The organism is Agrobacterium cavarae (assembly GCF_004310285.1).
Taxonomy (GTDB): domain Bacteria; phylum Pseudomonadota; class Alphaproteobacteria; order Rhizobiales; family Rhizobiaceae; genus Agrobacterium; species Agrobacterium cavarae.
This window is the reverse complement of the sequence record NZ_SISF01000032.1, coordinates 287,695-306,976: the sequence shown is the minus strand read 5'-3', so window position 1 is coordinate 306,976 and position 19,282 is coordinate 287,695. Positions and strand designations below refer to the sequence as shown.

General features: G+C 58.3%; 14 protein-coding genes. 6 read left to right on the top strand and 8 right to left on the bottom strand.

Annotation, left to right across the window (positions count from 1 at the left end):
* Positions 1-13: 13 nt before the first annotated feature.
* Entirely contained in the window at positions 14-1,003 is a 990-nt protein-coding gene (locus EYC79_RS17375; RefSeq protein WP_245495310.1) for a glycosyltransferase family 2 protein, read from the bottom strand.
* 126 nt (positions 1,004-1,129) lie between these two features.
* On the bottom strand, positions 1,130-1,420 hold the full coding sequence (locus EYC79_RS17370; protein ID WP_130978763.1) for an exopolysaccharide production repressor protein: 291 nt from the start codon (positions 1,418-1,420) through the stop codon (positions 1,130-1,132).
* 342 nt (positions 1,421-1,762) lie between these two features.
* Between EYC79_RS17370 and EYC79_RS17365 the strand changes: the two genes are divergently transcribed.
* A complete protein-coding gene (locus EYC79_RS17365; RefSeq protein ID WP_113225246.1) occupies positions 1,763-2,032 on the top strand; it encodes a DUF6074 family protein in 270 nt (89 codons plus the stop codon).
* A 28-nt stretch (positions 2,033-2,060) separates the two neighbouring features.
* Here the strand turns inward: EYC79_RS17365 and EYC79_RS17360 are convergent, their stop codons facing one another.
* On the bottom strand, positions 2,061-3,104 hold the full coding sequence (locus tag EYC79_RS17360) for a LacI family DNA-binding transcriptional regulator (protein ID WP_130978762.1): 1,044 nt from the start codon (positions 3,102-3,104) through the stop codon (positions 2,061-2,063).
* 162 nt (positions 3,105-3,266) lie between these two features.
* Here EYC79_RS17360 and EYC79_RS17355 point away from each other — a divergent pair, with 162 nt between their 5' ends.
* From EYC79_RS17355 to EYC79_RS17345, 3 genes are all read left to right on the top strand, one after another.
* The gene (locus EYC79_RS17355; protein ID WP_112519559.1) at positions 3,267-4,787 is read left to right on the top strand and encodes a sugar ABC transporter ATP-binding protein; all 1,521 of its coding nucleotides are present in this window, start codon (positions 3,267-3,269) and stop codon (positions 4,785-4,787) included.
* 64 nt (positions 4,788-4,851) lie between these two features.
* Positions 4,852-5,865 carry an ABC transporter permease gene (locus tag EYC79_RS17350; RefSeq protein WP_062424046.1) on the top strand — a complete coding sequence of 338 codons (1,014 nt, stop codon included), beginning with the start codon at positions 4,852-4,854 and terminating at the stop codon, positions 5,863-5,865.
* Positions 5,866-6,010: 145 nt separating this feature from the next.
* Complete coding sequence (locus EYC79_RS17345) at positions 6,011-6,958, top strand: substrate-binding domain-containing protein (RefSeq protein ID WP_112360358.1); 948 nt, start codon at positions 6,011-6,013, stop codon at positions 6,956-6,958.
* A 175-nt stretch (positions 6,959-7,133) separates the two neighbouring features.
* Here EYC79_RS17345 and EYC79_RS17340 read toward each other — a convergent pair whose 3' ends face one another.
* The 3 genes from EYC79_RS17340 to EYC79_RS17330 form a co-directional block, all read right to left on the bottom strand.
* Complete coding sequence (locus EYC79_RS17340) at positions 7,134-8,396, bottom strand: NAD(P)/FAD-dependent oxidoreductase (RefSeq protein ID WP_130978761.1); 1,263 nt, start codon at positions 8,394-8,396, stop codon at positions 7,134-7,136.
* A gap of 132 nt (positions 8,397-8,528) precedes the next feature.
* Complete coding sequence (locus EYC79_RS17335) at positions 8,529-10,106, bottom strand: glycosyltransferase family 39 protein (RefSeq protein ID WP_130978760.1); 1,578 nt, start codon at positions 10,104-10,106, stop codon at positions 8,529-8,531.
* 172 nt (positions 10,107-10,278) lie between these two features.
* Positions 10,279-12,567, bottom strand: a complete 2,289-nt coding sequence (locus EYC79_RS17330) for an NADP-dependent malic enzyme (protein ID WP_130978759.1) — start codon at positions 12,565-12,567, stop codon at positions 10,279-10,281.
* A 651-nt stretch (positions 12,568-13,218) separates the two neighbouring features.
* Between EYC79_RS17330 and EYC79_RS17325 the strand changes: the two genes are divergently transcribed.
* Both EYC79_RS17325 and EYC79_RS17320 read left to right on the top strand, forming a co-directional pair.
* Positions 13,219-15,648 carry a glucose/quinate/shikimate family membrane-bound PQQ-dependent dehydrogenase gene (locus tag EYC79_RS17325; RefSeq protein ID WP_130978758.1) on the top strand — a complete coding sequence of 810 codons (2,430 nt, stop codon included), beginning with the start codon at positions 13,219-13,221 and terminating at the stop codon, positions 15,646-15,648.
* A gap of 257 nt (positions 15,649-15,905) precedes the next feature.
* Complete coding sequence (locus EYC79_RS17320) at positions 15,906-17,336, top strand: mannose-1-phosphate guanylyltransferase/mannose-6-phosphate isomerase (protein WP_130978757.1); 1,431 nt, start codon at positions 15,906-15,908, stop codon at positions 17,334-17,336.
* Between the two features lie 35 nt (positions 17,337-17,371).
* On the opposite strand, the gene EYC79_RS17315 is transcribed toward EYC79_RS17320, so the two are convergent.
* Positions 17,372-18,064, bottom strand: coding sequence for a ParA family protein (locus EYC79_RS17315; protein WP_062424054.1), 693 nt, complete (start codon positions 18,062-18,064; stop codon positions 17,372-17,374).
* Positions 18,065-18,187: 123 nt separating this feature from the next.
* Positions 18,188-19,276, bottom strand: a complete 1,089-nt coding sequence (locus EYC79_RS17310; RefSeq protein ID WP_062424055.1) for a protein-glutamate methylesterase/protein-glutamine glutaminase — start codon at positions 19,274-19,276, stop codon at positions 18,188-18,190.
* Positions 19,277-19,282 lie beyond the last annotated feature (6 nt).

Below are 19,282 nucleotides of genomic sequence, written 5' to 3'. Positions count from 1 at the left end.
GCCGCTTTTTCCTTCAGGAAGACAGCGGCGTTCCTTTCAGGAGATAACGGATATCGGCGGGCTGAGTGGGCTTCTTGCGCAAGCGGGCTGTCTTGTCGTGCCAAATCCCGTTGGTGATGGCAGGAACGGCGGGAAGGCGTCGCAATGCATGAACCATGGCGCCACCCAAGCCACGCTGTGACTTGGCGTCGAGGAAATCCCGCAATTCGAACTTCTCCCGAATGTGCCGCTCATGCTCCTTCAGCACCGATTGTTCTTCCGCAGAGAGAGCGTAGTCGGCGAGGATGTTGCGATCGGCCTCGTAGAGCAGCCTCAGATCCTGCGTGCTGTGTCGTCCGCTCAAGGAATTGCCGCGCACGATGGCACCGTAACCGCAATTGCAGATGACCTTGTATCGTGCGCCTGAGGCAAGTGCCCGAACGTAGAGTTCGTAATCCTCACCAAGCCGCAGAGCTTCGTCATAGCGAAGCTGGTGCCGGTCGAGAAACGATCGGCGGATGACGGGTTTCAGAAAGCCGGTTTCACCGCGCTCGATACCCCTCGTGGAAATATTTCCCGTCACGAATTCCGTGAGCGTCAGGAAGTGATGTTGGGGAGCGAAGCGACGGGGAACGATATTGGTGGCCGAAGGTGACCCTTGCTGAATGAAGGCAATATTGTCCGCCACCAGATCCCAGTCGTCCTCCACTATCATTGCGGCAAAGCGCCCTTTGAAGAAGAAATCGTCAGCATCCAGAATGCTGATCAGCGGCGCAGAGGAAATGCCGATCGCATGATTGCGCGCGGCGGACGGGCCGCGATTGACGTCGAAGCGCTCGACCATCAGCCGTCCCGTTCCATCATCGCATTGCTTCGCAACCTGGAACGTGTCGTCGGTGGATGCATCATCGATGACGACGACCTCCGAGACTTCCGGCTCAACCAGCGCTGATCGGATCGCCTCGGCGATCGTCGATGACGCGTTTTTAGCCGCTATGATGACGCAGATGGATTGTGAGCCCATGACTTCGCTCCCGTTCTTCAGCATTCGATACGATTACTGGAGAGAAAACATGTCAGGGATGAGGAGAGGGAAGTGCTATTTCGCACCTGCGAAATATATTCAAAGCGCTTCAGGAGGTCAGCGCGGTCAGATATCCTTCAGCGTCGGGCGATGACGACTGACGGCCGGGATGGCTTCCGGGCCTGCCTGGTCGGCTGAAGCAGGTCGATCCTTCTGAAATTCCAGTGTCTTGCGCATGCGCTTCTTCTCGCGCGATACCATGAAGACGACACCGATGAAGTAGCAGATCTGAATGACGACAAGCGAGATGGCCGTCTGTATAAACGTCGTGTAGAAGGAGCCATGGATCCAATAGGTCGCCACTGCGAACACCAGCAAGGCGCAGATCATGCTGACGAAAACGCGGGGCGCGTACATGTCTCTCTCCTCGCCTGATGCTATCCCGATCTGTGGGATACAATTTTTCATCGGTTCTTTTTCCATAAAATATATGGGCAAATTGGCGTCGTTTCAACCAAGTAATAGGCTCAAATACCCCGCCGAACATGAAATTCAGGTAAGGTTTCAAGGTAAAAATCTACTCAACAAGGATATTTTCGAATCAGAGACTGCGCCATCGAGCGATAGGCCGTTGCGGGAATCCTACGCAAAATTCGGCGTCGAGTTGCCGATAACCGGTTCCGCTTCGCCTCTGCAGACTTCGTTAACTATGTAGCCCGTAAAACTTGGGAACCGATTCTCAAGCTGTCAGGTGTACGTGTGTCCAAGCGTTCCGAAGTAATTGCGTTTCCCGTCAAAAATCGCATCCGCGACATTCAGCGTTGCGTCGACATGCTGGAGACCCTCCAAGGGGATCAGGCCAATCGGTTCTGGCGGGATGAGTGCCGCGCGCTTGCTGCGCATCTGACGGAACTCGGCTACGACGACACAGCCATGCGCCACGAGGTCATGGAATTCCAGAACGCGGTCCAGGCGCAGCTCTGGGCGCAATCCCAGACCGAAGAAGCCGCACGCCGCGACACGTACTAAAGAGCGTCTGGCGACCCGCCAACCACGTCTAGCTTTTATCGCGCGACTTGTGGCTGCGCCGTGAAGGTGCTGCGACGGAGTTTCTCACCACCAGATCGGGTGTCAGCAACACTTCCTGTTGGGTCGGCTCTTCATTGTTGAGAAGCTGCAACAGAAGCGCCATTGCATGTTTGCCAATGGCGCTGCGAGGCTGGCGAATGGTTGTGAGCGGCGGCGACATGAAGACGGCTTGCGGAATATCGTCAAAGCCGGTGACCGAAAAATCGTCCGGCACATCATAGCCGCGGGCTGAGAGGCCGATCATGACGCCAATCGCTGTCTGGTCGTTGACGCACATGAAGGCCGTCGGCAACCTGTCGCGCATGAACAGCTGCTCCACCGCCAGCCTGCCGCTTTCCAGTGTCCCATCACCTTCCAGAATCATGCGGCTACTTTTGGGAAGTCCAGCCGCGTCCATCCCTTCGTCAAACCCTGCGCGTCTGCGCATATAGGCAAGGCGGACTCTGGAATCGCCAATGAAGGCGATGTGCTCGTGGCCCTCGGCAATCAGCATATCCACGACTTTTCGAGCGCCGGCGGCATCGTTGACGCCGACATAGGGAATGCCGCCATTGAAGATCGGCTCGAAAACGCCGACGCTTGGCGGAAGACGCGCCGTCATGGCCTGGTGGCCGAAGGGCAATATCCCGGTAAAAAGGATGAGTCCGGCCGTCTGGTTGGCGTTGAGGAATTTCAGATATTCCAGACCGCGTTGGGCATCGTTCTGGGTGTGGCCGATCAATATGCCATAGCCGTGCGCCCGTGCCTCATTCTCCAAACCGATGAGGATATTGGAAAAGTTGGGGTCGCCGATATCGGGTGCCACCACAAGAATCATGTTGGAACGGCCGAGTCTCAGGCTACGCGCCACCGCATTGGTGGTGTAGCCAGTGACGGCAATGGCTTGATTGACCTTCAACCGAGTAGAATTGGCAACCTTTTCAGGGTTGTGGATGGCGCGCGATACGGTGGCAATCGATACCTCCGCCATACGGGCTACATCTTCTATCGTGGCTGGTGGCGAATTGGACAAAGATAAGCCTCGGGTCTATCTGCGACCGGACACTACACACGCCGCGCGTTGCGTCAAATGGATTGATCACATCTGTATAACAACTGCGAATGTAAACCTTTACATCGATTATGTAAAGGTTTACACCAGCCTTGCGGAATGGGAGCCGCATGGAGGAGTGGGATGGAAACCGTCGAGAACGGCAATGCTGTGCTATGCGCGCGCCGGGTTTCAAAATCGTTCAATGGAGTTCAGGTCCTCTTCAGCGTCAATTTCGAGCTGAAGGCAGGCGAGATCCACGCATTGATGGGTGAGAACGGCGCCGGTAAATCGACACTGGTCAAGGTTCTCTCCGGCTTCGAGCAGCCAAGCTCCGGCGAAATCCTTCTGGACGGGCAGCCTGTGAGGCTGCCGCCGAACGGCGCCGCAGAGGCGCTCGGCATCGTCATCATTCACCAGGAATTCAACCTCGCAGACCACCTGACCGTGGCCGAAAGCATCTTCCTCGGTCGCGAGGTGACTCGCTTCGGCGTGCTCGACCGAAAGTTCATGCGGGCGGAGACGCGGCGCATTCTCGATCTCCTCAACTGTCATGTCGATGAAGACGCGATGATTTCGAGCCTCTCCATCGCGGAAAAACAGATGGTGGAAATAGCGAAAGCCATTAGCCGCGAAGCGCGCATCGTCTTCATGGATGAGCCGACGGCCGTTCTTTCCCGTGAGGAGACGAATTACCTCTTCAAACAGGTGCGTAAGCTGCGCGACCAGGGGACCAGTTTTGTCTTCGTCTCGCACAAGCTGGACGAGGTGATGGAACTGACCGACCGGGTGACCGTGCTTCGCGACGGCCATTGGGTGAAGACTGCGCCCACCTCGATGCTGGATGGCGAGGCGATCGCCCAGCTTATGGTGGGGCGTGAGCTTTCGAGCCTCTACCCGGCGAAACGCGAGCCGGACGTCGACGAACAGATTGTCCTTAATGTCAAAGGCCTCTCCACGGGTTATGTGAAGGACGCCAGTTTCGAACTGCGCAAGGGCGAAATCCTAGGCTTCTCCGGTCTGATCGGCTCCGGCCGAACCGAGTTGATGGAGGCGATTGTCGGCATCAAGGCAAGCCAGGCGGGAGAGGTGGAGGCCAATGGTGTCACGCTGCCATCGCATGATCTGCACGCTTCGATCGATGCGGGGCTGGCTTATATGACCAAGGATCGGAAGTCCAAGGGCCTGTTGCTGGGCTCAGGAATGGGTCTCAATCTCACCTTGCAATCGCTCGACCGGCATGGCCGCTTCGGCTATCTCAGCTCCGGCAGTGAGGCGAGAGCGCTGGAAAAGGCGCGCCGTCGCTTCGACATTCGTGTGCGAGACGGCAATGTGATGGTTGGCCGCATGTCCGGTGGCAACCAGCAGAAACTTCTGTTGGCGAAAGTCATGGAGACCGAGCCGAAGATCATCATCATCGACGAGCCGACACGCGGCATCGATGTCGGCACCAAACAGCAAATCTATCATTTCATCTCGGCGCTCGCGCGAGACGGTCATTCGATCATCGTCGTCTCCTCAGAAATGCAGGAAGTCATCGGACTTTGCACCCGCGTTGCGGTGATGCGCGAAGGTCGGATCGTCGGCATGCTCGAGGGTGACGAGATCAACGAACACGAAATCATGCGCTATGCCGCCGGATTGAAAACAAAAACAGCCGCCTGAACGACCCTGTCAATTGAGGGGTCGTTGCGGGCAACAGGGGCAGGACGGGAGGTCTGTTGTGGGTATGAGTGTAAGTGAAGACGGCAAGGAAAAGAGTGTCCGCCGGTCGCGATCCTTTCGTGACGTGGATCTGCGCGCCGTGGCGCCCTTTGTTGCGCTGCTACTGCTTTTGATCGTCGGCGCGCTGGTCAACCCGAACTTTATCAGCATCAACAATCTGGCGAATGTCGCAACCCGTAGCGCTTTCATTGCGATCATCGCCGTCGGCGCCACCTTCGTCATTTCCGCCGGAGACCTCGATCTCTCGGTTGGATCCATGGTTGCCTTCGTTGCAAGCCTTATGATCCTGCTAATGAATTCCGGCACGATCACCGACCCCGCACTGATGCTGACAGCGGCGATTGTGTTCACCGTCATTGCCGGTTCGCTCTGTGGCCTCGCCAATGGCCTGATCACAACGGTCGGCAAGATCGAGCCTTTTATCGCAACGCTTGGCACAATGGGCGTTTTTCGCGGCCTGACGACATGGCTGTCCCAAGGCGGCGCGATCACGCTGCGCGAACCACAGTTGCAGAGCATGTACCGACCTGCCTATTTCGGTACGATCTTCGGCATTCCCGTTCCGATTATCGTCATCCTTGCGGTGACGGCCATTGCGGCTTTCATCCTCTATCGCACGCGCTATGGCCGGCATGTGACCGCAGTCGGATCGAACCGCGACGTTGCCAAATATTCGGGCGTCGCCGTCAACCGCGTCCGCACCATCGCCTTCGTCATCCAGGGACTTTGCGTTGCTATCGCCGTTCTTCTCTACGTACCACGCCTTGGCTCCACATCCGCCACGACGGGCATGATGTGGGAATTGCAGGCAATCACGGCCGTCGTCGTTGGTGGCACGGCGCTGAAGGGCGGGGCAGGGCGCGTATGGGGCACCATTTGCGGCGCTTTCATTCTCGAACTCGTCGGCAACATCATGCTGCTCTCCAACTTCATCAGCGAGTATCTGATCGGTGCCATCCAGGGTGCGATCATCATCATCGCCATGTTGGTACAGCGTTCGCTGATGCGCCAGCGGTGACAGCTGCCTGCCCCAAGGCGGGGCGGCTTGCTCAAAGTCTTGGAGCGCTTCTGATTGTCCATCGGACGCAAAGCGCTCCGGAAACACCGGGTCGAGAGGTCGCCCGGCTTCGGAATCGAGACCTTATCTGTTGGGAGGAAGACACATGCGTAAAAGACTGTTGGGAATGGCTGTCGCCATGGTGGCGCTGGCGGGGGCAGCACATACGGAGGACAAGAAGGTCACGATCGGCGTTTCGATCCCGGCCGCCGACCATGGCTGGACATCGGGCGTGGTGTTTCATGCCGAACGTGTTGCCAAGCTTCTGATGCAGGAACATCCGGGCCTCAACGTGATCGTCAAGACATCGCCCGATGCAGCAACCCAGGCGAATGCGGTACAGGATCTCGAGACCCAGGGCATCGATGCGCTGGTCATCCTGCCGTCCGATCCTGATCCGCTGGTCAACGCCATCAAGGAAGTCAAGGGCAACGGCAAGTTCGTCGCCCTCGTCGACCGCGCTCCAAGCGTCAATGACGACACCGTGCGTGATCTCTACGTCGCCGGCAACAACCCGGCACTCGGCGAAGTCGCGGGCAAGTACATTGCTGAAAAGACACCAGAAGCTGAAGTCGTCATCATTCGGGGTCTTCCGATCCCGATCGATCAGCAGCGCCAGGACGGTTTCGACAAGGGCATTGCTGGCTCCAAGGTGAAGGTTCTCGACCGCCAGTTCGGCAACTGGAACCGCGACGACGCCTTCAAGGTGATGCAGGACTATCTGACGAAGTATCCGAAAATCGACGTCGTATGGTGCCAGGATGACGACATGGCCGTTGGCGTTCTGCAGGCTATCGAGCAGGCTAAGCGTACCGACATTCAGTATGTCGTTGCCGGTGCAGGCTCCAAGGACATGATCAAGAAGGTCATGGATGGCGACAAGATGATCCCGGTCGACGTTCTTTATCCGCCGTCGATGGTGGCAACCGCCATGGAACTGACCGCTGCCAACTTCTACGATCAGGTTCCTGTTCGCGGCACCTACATTCTGGATGCCACGCTGGTCACGAAGGACAACGCGAAGGACTTCTACTTCCCGGATTCGCCGTTCTGATCGTATCGAAGCATATGATGAGAGGCCCGCTGTCGAAGCGGGCCTTTTGCGTTTAGAGCGCCCTGCGCGGTGTTGGACGCTCTATCTTCTTTGATCTACGCATCGTGCTTTCCGAAAATCGATTCCGATTTTCGGGCCGATGCTGTAAGGTCGCTTTACTTCACAATGCTGCCGCTCAAGAGAAGCGATTGGCGCGGAAGGGATCGACGGGGATCGACGTATCGCGCTCACAGACCAGTTCCGTGACAAGGCGCGCGGTCGCCGCCGATTGCGTCAGTCCGAGATGGCCGTGGCCGAATGCGTAGATGACGGAGCGCGCGGCGCGCGACGGCCCAATCACCGGAAGACTGTCCGGCAGTGAGGGGCGGAACCCCATCCATTGCTGACCGCCTTCGGTTTTCAACCCGGGCAGGAACCGACTTGCCTTTTTCAGCATCGCTTCGGAGCGGCGGAAATTGGGGGGCAGGTCGAGGCCGCCGAGTTCGACAGCACCCCCGACACGCACGCCGCTCGACAGTGGCGTGACGACAAAGGCATGGTCGTTGAAGTAGATCTGGCGTTTCAGATCGAAACTACCTGCGGGAAGGGTAGTGTTGTATCCACGCTCGGTTTCCAGCGGAACGTCATTGCCAAGAGATGCGGCAAGCGGCTTCGACCACGCGCCGGCTGCCAGGATCACCTTGTCGGCGTCGATCTTGTCGCCATTGGCAAGCGTCACGATGGTGCTTTCGCCAACCGCTTCGATTTTTACGGCCTCACCTTTTCTGAAGCTCGCACCGCGCGCAATTACGAGTTCAGCTATGGCTTTGGTAAACTCGTGAGGGTCGCTGACCTGCAGGCCAGACGGCGTATAGACCGCATGCTTGAACTGAGGCGCGATCCCTGGCTGCAGCTCGTCGATCTCCGTGCGGCCGATCTTGGAGAAGACGAAGCCGGCTTTGGCCTTCTCATCCCAGTGATGGCTGGACGCATCGAAGCTCGCGCTCGTATCGTAGAGATCGAGCGTGCCGGTGTTGGAGATGAAGGAGGACAGTTCCGGCATCGCGGCCGCATGCTGCATCTCGGATGCGGCAAGCGCCATCATCCGCGTCTGCACCCGCATGCCATGTTCGAACATGCGCGGCGAACTCGCTTTCCAGAAACGCCAAAGCCAAGGTGCGATTTTGTGGGCGTAGGCCGGCGGAACGCTTAGCGGGCCGAGCGGATCGATCAGCCACTTCGGCGCCTTCTTCATGATCCCGGGGGCTGGCATCGGAATGATTTCCGGAAAGGCCAGTATGCCGGCATTGCCGGCACTGGCGCCGCGGGCAATTTCGCCGCGCTCCAGAAGCGTGACGGACTTCCCTTCATTCTGCAAATAAAGCGCCGACATGACGCCGACGATCCCCGTGCCGATGACCAGCACTTCGCATTTGCCCAGAGAGCCGTTTCTATCCATGTCTCATCCATTCCGAACGAGATAAGCGCCGATCGCAAATCCTTCGCTTGCCTACCATTTTTGAATATTGTTTGTCGACTAGGGCGTATCGTGGGAATCCAAGCCCAGCCGTTCCAGAGACCGTGTCGTGCTTCACGGCTGTTTCGAGGATTTCACTAGATTGTCCGGCGTGATCAAAGCATAGCTGAACCGCTGCATCTTGCCTTCGACAGGAAAATACATCGGCGCCTCGAATGTGTTGACGCCTATGCCGCTCAACGTCACACCCATTTGCGCCTGCAGCCAATCCACCATGCCAGCCGACTGGTCGCGTCCGGTAACCCAGACGAACAATACGGGATGATCGCTCGACAGCGCGAAGGCTGGATCGAAGTCGTCATAAGTTGTGGTGGCAACCGTGGTGTCTGGGAAAACAAACCGCAGATTTCCACCGGTGTACCAGTCGGAGGTCACGATGAGAGAAGGCGAGATCCCCTTCTCTTGAAGATGTTGCCGGAATACCTGCCAGTCATTGTTGGATCTCGATGTCTTGCCGAGCATCGCCTGGACCGGCACGGATACGATCAAAGCGACGGGCAAAATTGCCATGACGACGAGGCAGACGGGGAGAACCTTCTTGACGAAAACGGCCGGATCGAATGACCTCTGTTCAAGCCACAGCGCTGCGAGGATCGGGAAGGGCATGACGAGCGGGAGCAACCATCTGTCTCTCACTTCCGTCATCGTCGTTGCTATGATGACGATGAGGAGAACCGCCGCAAGCGCGATGAAGTAATGCAGGAAGAAGCGGAGCCAAGGCGAGACCTGTTGCTCGCCGGTTGTGGTGCCCGTCCTTTTCGCACTTGACGCAAAAAGCACCAGTGCAGGCAGGATCATCACAATCGCCGATCCTGAAAAGACGTGCGCGATGCCCGTCAGGATCTGCATCCACCGGCTTTCAGGCGCCTCCTCCGCCATCCGCCGTAGGGTCACATCCGAGGCGAATTGCAGGTTGTCGAAAAGCCATATCGAATGCGGCAGGAAGACGAGAAGGCTGATCCCGATCGTCAGCAGAATGCGCCAATCGAAGATGCGCTCGCGCCCCTTTGGATGCAGCCAGACGGCAAGGAGGATCGCGGGAAGGATGAGGACAAAATTGTATTTCGACAGCATCCCAAGGCCGACCGCAACTCCGGTCAGCACATAGCCCATCGTGGTTGGCGTCTTAAGAAGCCGGACGCTCAGATAGATCGCCCACAGGCTGGTCAGCATCAGCATCGTCGTGTGCGTGAGATCGCGCTGCGCTTGCCAGAACAGCTGAGGGCTCACGAAAAATGCCAGTGACGCAACCAGGACCAGAGACTTCTCTCTCAAGACAAGGTCGGACAGTTTCACATAGGTCGCAAATACCAGAAAAAGAATGAGGTTCTTGGCAACAGCAAGACCCAGCACCGAGGTGCCGAAGATCGCAAAGATTGCCTGCTGGTACCAGTTATAGAGCGGTGGCTGGGCGTCATAGCCGAGCGCCAGCCACTGGGCAAACAGCACCTGCTGTGCTTCGTCTATACGTAGTGCCGGAGGGAGCAGGAGGCGAACGGCGATCTGAATGAGAAAGTAGACGCCAAAAAGGGCAATTATCGCGTTCGGATTGTTCACCAGAGAGCTTGTGAGCCGCCTGTAGAGACTGTTTATGCCCGACGCTCTATGCTCCAGACCTGTGCAGAGTGCCATAGTGGATCCAGCTTTTCGTCATGCGCATTCGCCAGACTGGCGAATGTTTGCGGGGCGTTTTAGCATGGCCTAATTGTTTTGCGCGTGAAAAATCACGCTTTCGAGACAGAAAATTCTACGGGATCTTTTGCGTAGCGAGGATGCCCGGCCCACCGGGCACCCCGCCTTTGCATTAGCGTCCGGCGTTGTAGGCAGCGATCGCGGCCATGTTGACGATATCGCTGTCCTTCGCACCCATGGCGGTGATCTGTACCGACTTGTCGAGACCGACCAGCAGCGGACCGATCACGGTGGCACCGCCAAGTTCCTGCAACATCTTTGTCGAGATCGACGCGGAATGGATTGCCGGCATGACAAGAACATTGGCCGGTCCAGAGAGCCGCGCGAACGGATACTGGCTCTGCATCTTTTGGTGGTTGAGGGCGATGTCTGCCGCCATTTCACCGTCCACTTCGAAGCTCACATTGCGCTTGTCGAGAATGCGAACCGCTTCGCGAACCTTGTCGGAGCGCTCACCAACGGGATGGCCGAAGGTGGAATAGGCGAGCATTGCAACGCGCGGCTCGTAGCCGAAACGCCGTGCCAGTCCTGCCGCTTCTTCCGCAATATCCGCGAGGTCTTCGGCTGACGGCATGTCGTGAACGGCCGTATCGGCGACGAAGACAGTGCGATTGCGCGAGACGACAAGAGAGACGCCGATGACGCGGTGGCCGGGCTTGACGTCGATGCAGCGGCGTACGTCTTCAAGCGCTGTGGAGTAGTTTCGCGTTGTGCCGGTCACCATAGCATCCGCATCGCCCATCGCCACCATGCAGGACGCAAAGTGGTTTCGGTCGTTGTGGATCAGGCGCTGGACATCGCGCAGCAGCAAGCCTTTGCGCTGCAGGCGGGCGTAGAGGTAATCGATGTAGGAATCGACCCGCTCGGACAGGCGCGCATTGGTGATCTTGATGTTCGGACGGTCGAGATCGATGCCAGCGCGCTCGGCATTGGCCTTGATGATGTCGTCGCGCCCAAGAAGAATGGCAGTGCCAAGCCCTTGCGCGGTAAACGAGATCGCCGCACGCATGACCTGCTCTTCTTCGGCTTCGGCAAAGACCACGCGCTTTGGCGAACGGCGGATGCGCTCGTAGAGGCGCTGCGTGGTGGATGCCATCGGGTCGCGGCGCGCCGACAATTCGCGGGCATAGGCATCGAGGTCCGGCAGCACGCGGCGCGCAACGCCGGTCTCGATCGCAGCCTTCGCGACGGCGACAGGGATCGCCGAAATCAGGCGGGGGTCGAAGGGAACAGGGATGATATACTGAGCCCCGAAGCGGGGGCGGTTGCCCTGATAGGCAGCAGCCACGTCGTCTGGCACGTCTTCGCGGGCGAGATCGGCGAGCGCCTGGGCCGCTGCGATCTTCATCTCGTCATTGATCTGGCTTGCACGCACATCGAGCGCGCCGCGGAAGATGTAAGGGAAGCCGAGAACGTTGTTGACCTGGTTTGGATAATCCGAACGCCCCGTTGCCATGATGGCGTCATCGCGAATGCGCGAGACTTCTTCCGGTGTGATTTCCGGATCGGGATTGGCCATGGCGAAAATGATCGGCTTCGGTGCCATGGAGCGGATCATCTCTTCGGTGAAGGCGCCCTTCTGCGAGAGACCGAACACCACATCCGCACCCTTCATCGCTTCTACGAGTGTGCGGTTGTCGGTCTTTGTTGCATGAGCCGACTTCCACTGGTTCATGCCCTCGGTGCGTCCCTGATAGATGACGCCCTTGGTATCGCATATGGTGATGTTGGCAGGGTTGAAACCCATGGCCTTGATCAGGTCCATACAGGCGATTGCTGCCGCGCCTGCGCCGTTGCAGACGAGCTTGGTGCTGTTGAAGTCGCGACCCGTCAGCGCAATGGCATTGATGAGGCCGGCAGCGGCAATAATGGCGGTACCGTGCTGATCGTCATGGAACACCGGAATATCCATGAGTTCGCGCAGACGGCTTTCGATGATGAAACATTCCGGCGCCTTGATATCTTCGAGGTTGATGCCGCCGAAGGAAGGGCCGAGATAGCGCACGCAATTGATGAAGGCGTCTGCGTCTTCCGTGTCCACTTCCAGATCGATGGAGTCGACATCGGCAAAGCGCTTGAAGAGGACGGATTTGCCTTCCATCACCGGTTTGGACGCCAGCGCGCCTAGGTTTCCGAGGCCAAGGATGGCAGTTCCGTTGGAAATGACCGCCACCATGTTGCCGCGCGTGGTGTAGTCATAAGCGGTGGCAGGATCTTCCGCGATCGCTTTCACCGGGACTGCGACGCCAGGGGAATAGGCCAGCGACAAATCCCGCTGCGTTGCCATCGGCTTTGTCGGAACGATTTCAAGCTTGCCGGGACGGCCTTCCGAGTGGAAATCCAGGGCTTCCTGATCCGTAACCGATGTTCTTGTGCTGGCGGGCTTTGACGAGTCTGACATGAGCTTGCGGTACTTTCCGGCTATCAACAGTATAAAATCTCTGCCGTAGTTATTGTATTTTCGGCGCTGGTGCCAAGGACTGAATGTTGTTCACTGCAGCAAAATTGAAGACGAGAACCACTGAGACAGATTCAATCGATTAGTTTGCAATTGCTCTTATTAATCTTTGCTTCGGACGTCGGGCGCAGTGTGGATAACGGGCGAGAGCAATGCCGCTCTTGTGCTGCTGTCGCGTCCACACCATCGGGAGTTCGTGGTTTGCGCCGGCTCACAGGCTTTTCTGCCCGAGGGACTATTGATAAGTCCTCCTTATGAAAACGACTCTTTCGCCATTGTCATTCCGGCCCAGACGACGCTATATCGCCGGTAGTGGTTTTGGATGACGGCAATGTCTCGTCCTCCGAACCCTGGGAGGATTTGTTCTGGTATTTTGGTCGTCGGCCACAGGGTCGGCGACGATCTATGCAATGAATGGATCGATATGACTGTCACGGCGGACGTCTTTCCCCTCAATCGTCCTTGTTCGGTTGCGCCAACCTCATCGAGGTTCCGTCCAGAAACTCTTCCTGCGAACTGTCCCGGCGGTGCCGGAAACCGAATGATTATCGAGCCTTCCTTTTTTTGGTGGCTCTCCAACCGGATATTGACTCTATGAATAAATCTGCAAATTCACTTTCACTTCCAGCCAGATTATGGCTGTTGGTGCTGGGCGTGGTCATCCTTGCCGCGGGCTTGTTCTTCGCCATCGGCGGCGGCAAGCTCATTTCGCTTGGCGGCAGCCCCTATTTCGTCACGGCTGGTGCAGCGCTCGTCATCTCGGGCCTGCTGATCATCCTGCGCAAGCCTGCCGGCGCTCTTCTTTTCGGCCTTGTTTTCATCGGCACCGCCATCTGGGCGGTGTGGGAGGCAGGCTTACACTTCTGGCCGCTGATCTCGCGTATGCTGGCGATCGGCGTCGGTGCAACGGTGGTTGCGCTGTCCTATCCGCTTTTGCGGCGCGCGCAGGGCAAGACACCTGCCTATGGTTCTTCCTTTGCCGTTGCTGCCATCTTGGCCATCGCCTCCGGTGCTGGTTTCGCCGGCATGTTCGTGCCGCATCCAACTGTCGCCTTCAAGGGCGAGGCGGCTCAATTGACACCGGTGACGGCTGGCGATGAGCAGAAGAACTGGGAGCACTACGGCAATACCGCAGGCGGCAGCCGGTTCGTGGCTCTGGATCAGATCACCCGTGACAATGTCAAAGACCTCAAGGTCGCTTGGACCTATCACACTGGCGATACGCCGATCAGCCCCGGTGCAAACGGTGCGGAAGATCAGGAAACGCCGCTACAGGTGGGCGACACTGTCTTCCTTTGCACACCCCACAACAACGTCATCGCTCTCGATGCCGATACGGGTGCTCAGAAGTGGAAGACGGAAATCAACGCCAAGTCGTCCGTCTGGATGCGTTGCCGCGGTCTTGCCTATTTCGACGCTAAGGCACCGTTGCAGCAGCCGACCGTACCTGGCTCCACGCCTGTCACGCCCGTGACCGTTGCAGACGGTGCGCTTTGCCAGCGTCGTATTCTGATGAACACGATCACGGCTGAACTGATTGCGCTCGATGCCGATACCGGCGCATTTTGCCCGGACTTCGGCACCAATGGTCGCGTCGATTTGAAGGTCGGGCTCGGCAACGCGCCTGATCCGCAATATGTGCTGACCTCCGCACCAACGCTTGCAGGCACCACGGTCGTGGTCGGTGGTCGTATCGCCGACAACGTCCAGGTTGATATGCCAGGTGGCGTGATGCGTGGCTTCGACGTGATCACCGGCGAGCTGCGCTGGGCCTTCGACCCGGGCAACCCCGAGATCACCAAGCTGCCGCCCGAAGGCCAGACCTATACGCGCTCCACGCCGAATGTCTGGGCCGCAATGTCCTATGATCCGGCGCTGAACACCGTCTTCATGCCGGTCGGCAGCCCCTCCGTCGATCTTTACGGTGCAACGCGCACGCCGCTCGATCATAAATACGGCGCATCGATGCTCGCTCTTGATGCCACGACGGGTCGTGAGAAGTGGGTCTACCAGACGGTTCACAACGACCTCTGGGATTTCGACGTGCCGATGCAGCCAAGCTTCATCGACTTCCCGAAGGCGGATGGTACGACCGTGCCTGCTCTCGTTTTCGGCACCAAGGCTGGCCAGATCTACGTCCTCGACCGTGCCACGGGTCAGCCATTAACCAAGGTGGAAGAGGTCCCGGTCAAGCCGGCCAATATTCCAAACGAGCGTTACGCGCCAACACAGCCACGCTCCGTCGGCATGCCGCAGATCGGTGCGCAGACGCTCACCGAAGCGGATATGTGGGGCGCGACCCCATTCGATCAGCTTCTGTGCCGTATCGCTTTCAAGGGCATGCGCTACGACGGCCTCTATACCGCGCCTGGCACTGACCTGTCGCTCAGCTTCCCGGGCTCGCTTGGTGGGATGAACTGGGGCGGTCTATCGACCGATCCGACGACGAACACCATCTTCGTCAACGACATGCGTCTCGGCCTGTGGATCCAGATGAAGGAAGCCGCACCGACCAAGGCAACAGCAAGCGGTGGCGAAAGCGTCAATACCGGCATGGGCCTCGTGCCTATGAAGGGAACGCCTTATGCCGTCGACAAGAACCGCTTCCTGTCCGCACTCGGCATTCCCTGCCAGGCGCCGCCCTATGGCACCATGACCGCCATCGACATGAAGACACAGCAGATCAAGTGGCAGGTTCCTGTTGGCACCGTCGAAGATACCGGCCCGCTCGGGATCAAGATGGGTCTTCCGATCCCGATCGGCATGCCGACCCTTGGTGGTACGCTCGCCACGCAGGGCGGTCTGGTCTTCATCGCCGGAACGCAGGATTACTATCTGCGTGCCTTCGACACCGCGACCGGCAAGGAAGTCTGGAAAGCCCGCCTTCCCGTGGGCAGCCAGGGCGGCCCGATGAGCTACAAGTCGCCAAAGACCGGCAAGCAGTACATCGTTATTTCGGCTGGCGGCGCGCGCCAGTCTCCCGACCGCGGCGATTACGTCATCGCTTACGCGCTGCCGGAATGATGGCCACAAGATGCGCTGAATGACGATCGGACCCGGGAGCAATCCCGGGTTCGTGTGTTTTGGAGAGCAGAATACCGCTGGAACCGCTCACTTTGGAGGGCGTTAGGAGCCCCGCGCCGGGCAGTAACCATTTCGATCAACAGACTATTGACGGGTTGGGCTGATAAGTTTCGTATTCGCCCAAGAACGGTCATAGCGATGTTGGGAAATATCTATATGGTCGGCGCAGGCATTTTTAGCTTGGAAAGGTTTTATTTGTGAAGGAACTATCTCGAAAGATCACCCCAGTACTTCTGGCAGGCGGCGCTGGATCTAGACTTTGGCCAGTATCACGGGATCAGTTGCCCAAACAGTTCCAGCCTCTTGTCGGAGAGCTTTCGACATATCAGCAGACCTTAAAGCGCGTCAGCGACAAAAGCCTCTATGCGGAACCGCTGGTGATCACCAACGAGGATTTTCGCTTCTTCGCAAGACGACAGGCCGAAGAGATCGATCTGCCGGCAACCGTCGTTCTGGAACCGGCGCGCCGCGACAGCGCTGCGGCCATGGCTGCTGGAGCATTGCTGGCGGATCGGCGCGAGAAGGGGTCGCTCGTGCTGGCGCTCGCGGCAGACCATGTGGTGCTGGACAATGATCTTTTCGCCGATGCCGTGAGGCTGGGTGCGGAAGCGGCAGAGCAGGGCAACATCGTGGTCTTCGGCCTGACGCCCACCGAGCCGCGCACGTCCTATGGTTACATCAATCCCGGCGAAGCTATCAACGGAAATCCGGACCTTTGCGTTGTCGAAGCCTTCGTCGAAAAGCCGGATGAGGCGCGTGCTGTCAGCTACGTCGAGAAGGGCTATCTCTGGAATTCCGGCAACTTCCTGTTTCGCTCCGACATCATGATCGAGGAGTTGAGGAGCCATGCTCCCGAGATCCTGGCCGCAGTTCAGGCGGCCGTGGAAAACCAGGAAGTCGACCTCGGTTTCGTTCGCCTGCACAAGGAAAGCTTTGAGTCCTCGCCGAAGAACTCGATCGACTATGCTGTCATCGAGAACACCAAACGCACGGCCGTCGTGCGGGGGCATTTCCGTTGGTCCGATATTGGTAGCTGGGATGCCATTTGGGAGATTGCCGACAAGCATGACGCTGATAATGCGATCGAGGGACAGGGGATCATTATCGATTCCGAAGGTTGCCTCGTGCATTCCAACGGCCTGCTGACGACTGTCGTCGGCGCCAAGGATCTCGTCGTTGTTGCCACGAAGGATGCGGTTCTTGTCACACCGAAGAATCGTGTTCAGGACGTCAAGGGCCTGGTGGAGACTCTGAAAAGTGGCGATCATTCCTTGAAAACGGAGCGGCACAAGCGCGCCTACCGTCCTTGGGGTCATATCGAGCAGACGGATTCCGGCCACCGCTACCGTGTCAGCCACGTCAAGGTCGAGCCGGGCCACCGGATCTCGCTGCAGCAACACTATCATCGTTCAGAGCATTGGATCGTCGTTCGCGGCACCGCGACAGTCACGATTGAGGACCAGACCCGTCTTCTGACGGAAAACGAGTCGGTCTATATCCCGATCGGCAAGCCGCATCGCCTGGCAAATGAGGGCCAGATCCCGCTGGAACTGATCGAAATCCAGACCGGCTCCTACCTTGGCGAAGACGATATCGTTCGACTGCACGACGACTACAAGCGCGAGTAGGATCGAAGCGTCAGCGCCCCGAAACGTGGATCGGATCAGGCTGCGGAAGACAGCCTGACGGTTCCCTGTGCCGGCAGAAGTCTCAGCACTTCATCGGCATAGGCCATGCTGTTTTGAAGCGCCTTGTCGAGATTGCTGACCTGTGACGGGTTCATCATGTGGAGATAGCCGCGGAACTCGAACATGTCGCGGAAGGCGGCACGTTCGATGATCGGCGTGTTGAGGACGTTGACGTCGCGCTTGGCCAGAAGCGCCTTTGCTGCCAGCAGCGCGCGCGTGGTGACCATGGAATTCACGCGTGACAACAGCACGGAGTGCGGGATCTTGATGCCTGCGCGATCGTCGAGATAGCGCAGTAGTTCCAGCACCTGTGCTGCGCCCTGCGCATCCATCGTGCTGCCCTGGACCGGGATGATGACGTGATTGGAGAGGCCAACCGCCGTCGCCAGAAGCGGAGACTGGGCGCCCGGCAGATCGACGATCACATGGTCGAACTTCTTGCGGTTGTCGAGCACATGCTGCTGCAGTGTGGTTATCGAAACATAGGTGATGACCGTAAGGTCAATGCGGTGGTCGGCATTATCGCGCCACTTCGAGAGCCAGCGCTGCGGGTCGGTGTCGATCACGCAGACGCGCAAGCCCCGCCGCGCAAGCTCCGATGCCAAGAGAAGAACTGCGGTTGTCTTGCCTGCACCGCCCTTGGTGTTTGCGAACGTGATGACTGCCATGATGAACCCGAGCGTAAAAAGAGGGAGGCGGCGATCATCGCGCAAGAAACCGCACCCATCTCATGGTGCGGTTCGATCATTCAACAATATGGTTAATAGGGTCTGAAGAGAAAGTGCGAGAAGTCAGCGTCTGTGGTCTTCCGCCATGATTTCACGGGCGATCTGATCGAGCGGAACGATCTTGTCGACGCCGCCGTGCGCAATCGCTTCCTTGGGCATACCAAAGACGATGCAGGAGGCTTCATCCTGGGCAATCGTATAGGCTCCGGCCTGATGCATTTCGAGCATCCCGCGCGCGCCATCGTCCCCCATGCCCGTCATGATCACGCCCATGGCGTTAGACCCGGCGGAGCGGGCGGCGGAGCGGAAGAGAACATCGACCGACGGCCGGTGCCGGGAAACGAGCGGGCCGTTTCTGACCGACACATGATAGCGCGCCCCCTGGCGCTCCAGAAGCATGTGCTTGTCGCCCGGTGCGATCAGCACGTGGCCGCGCAAAACCGGATCGCCATCTTCCGCTTCCTTGATCTCAACTTCGCAAAGACCATTCAGGCGCTTGGCGAATGCCGCTGTGAACTTTTCCGGCATATGCTGGACGATAACCATGCCCGGTGAGTTTGCCGGCAGTCTCTCCAGCATCTCCCGCAAAGCTTCTGTACCGCCTGTGGAGGCGCCGACACAGATTACCATTTCGGTGGTGCGCGCCATCGCCTTGCCGGATGGCGGCGGCAGCACGGCATCTGCCGTCAACTTGGCCTGGGTGCCGAGCGAACTCGACCCGCGAGGCTGGGCGCGCACGCTCTTGACGCGCGCATGTGCCGCACTCTTGACGACTTCGCAGATGCGCAAGGCGGATTCTGCCAGATGATCCGCAGCGCCGATGCGCGGCTTGAGGATGACGTCGACGGCACCGGCTTCCAGCGCCTGGATCAGCGTTTCGGAGCCTGCTTCGGTCAAGGAGGAGCACATGACCACCGGGATCGGGTGCTGCGACATGATCTTGCGCAGAAAGGTGATGCCGTCCATGCGCGGCATTTCGACATCGAGCGTGATGACGTCGGGCAGATCTTCCTGGATCCTCTTCGCCGCCATGAACGGATCGGACGCTGCCCCAATGACCTCGATCGCAGGATCGCCCTCTAGCACCGCAGTCAGCGTCTGTCTTACGCTGGCAGAGTCATCAACAATGAGGACGCGTACTTTTTTGACCATGATAAC

Excerpts from the sequence above, each read along its gene's own strand:
- EYC79_RS17335 (WP_130978760.1), bottom strand. The coding sequence starts at position 10,106 with ATGGCACTCTGCACAGGTCTGGAGCATAGAGCGTCGGGCATAAACAGT.
- EYC79_RS17350 (WP_062424046.1), top strand. The coding sequence starts at position 4,852 with ATGAGTGTAAGTGAAGACGGCAAGGAAAAGAGTGTCCGCCGGTCGCGA.
- EYC79_RS17325 (WP_130978758.1), top strand. The coding sequence starts at position 13,219 with ATGAATAAATCTGCAAATTCACTTTCACTTCCAGCCAGATTATGGCTG.
- EYC79_RS17375 (WP_245495310.1), bottom strand. The coding sequence starts at position 1,003 with ATGGGCTCACAATCCATCTGCGTCATCATAGCGGCTAAAAACGCGTCA.
- EYC79_RS17330 (WP_130978759.1), bottom strand. The coding sequence starts at position 12,567 with ATGTCAGACTCGTCAAAGCCCGCCAGCACAAGAACATCGGTTACGGAT.
- EYC79_RS17315 (WP_062424054.1), bottom strand. The coding sequence starts at position 18,064 with ATGGCAGTCATCACGTTCGCAAACACCAAGGGCGGTGCAGGCAAGACA.
- EYC79_RS17345 (WP_112360358.1), top strand. The coding sequence starts at position 6,011 with ATGCGTAAAAGACTGTTGGGAATGGCTGTCGCCATGGTGGCGCTGGCG.
- EYC79_RS17370 (WP_130978763.1), bottom strand. The coding sequence starts at position 1,420 with ATGTACGCGCCCCGCGTTTTCGTCAGCATGATCTGCGCCTTGCTGGTG.
- EYC79_RS17310 (WP_062424055.1), bottom strand. The coding sequence starts at position 19,276 with ATGGTCAAAAAAGTACGCGTCCTCATTGTTGATGACTCTGCCAGCGTA.
- EYC79_RS17340 (WP_130978761.1), bottom strand. The coding sequence starts at position 8,396 with ATGGATAGAAACGGCTCTCTGGGCAAATGCGAAGTGCTGGTCATCGGC.
- EYC79_RS17355 (WP_112519559.1), top strand. The coding sequence starts at position 3,267 with ATGGAAACCGTCGAGAACGGCAATGCTGTGCTATGCGCGCGCCGGGTT.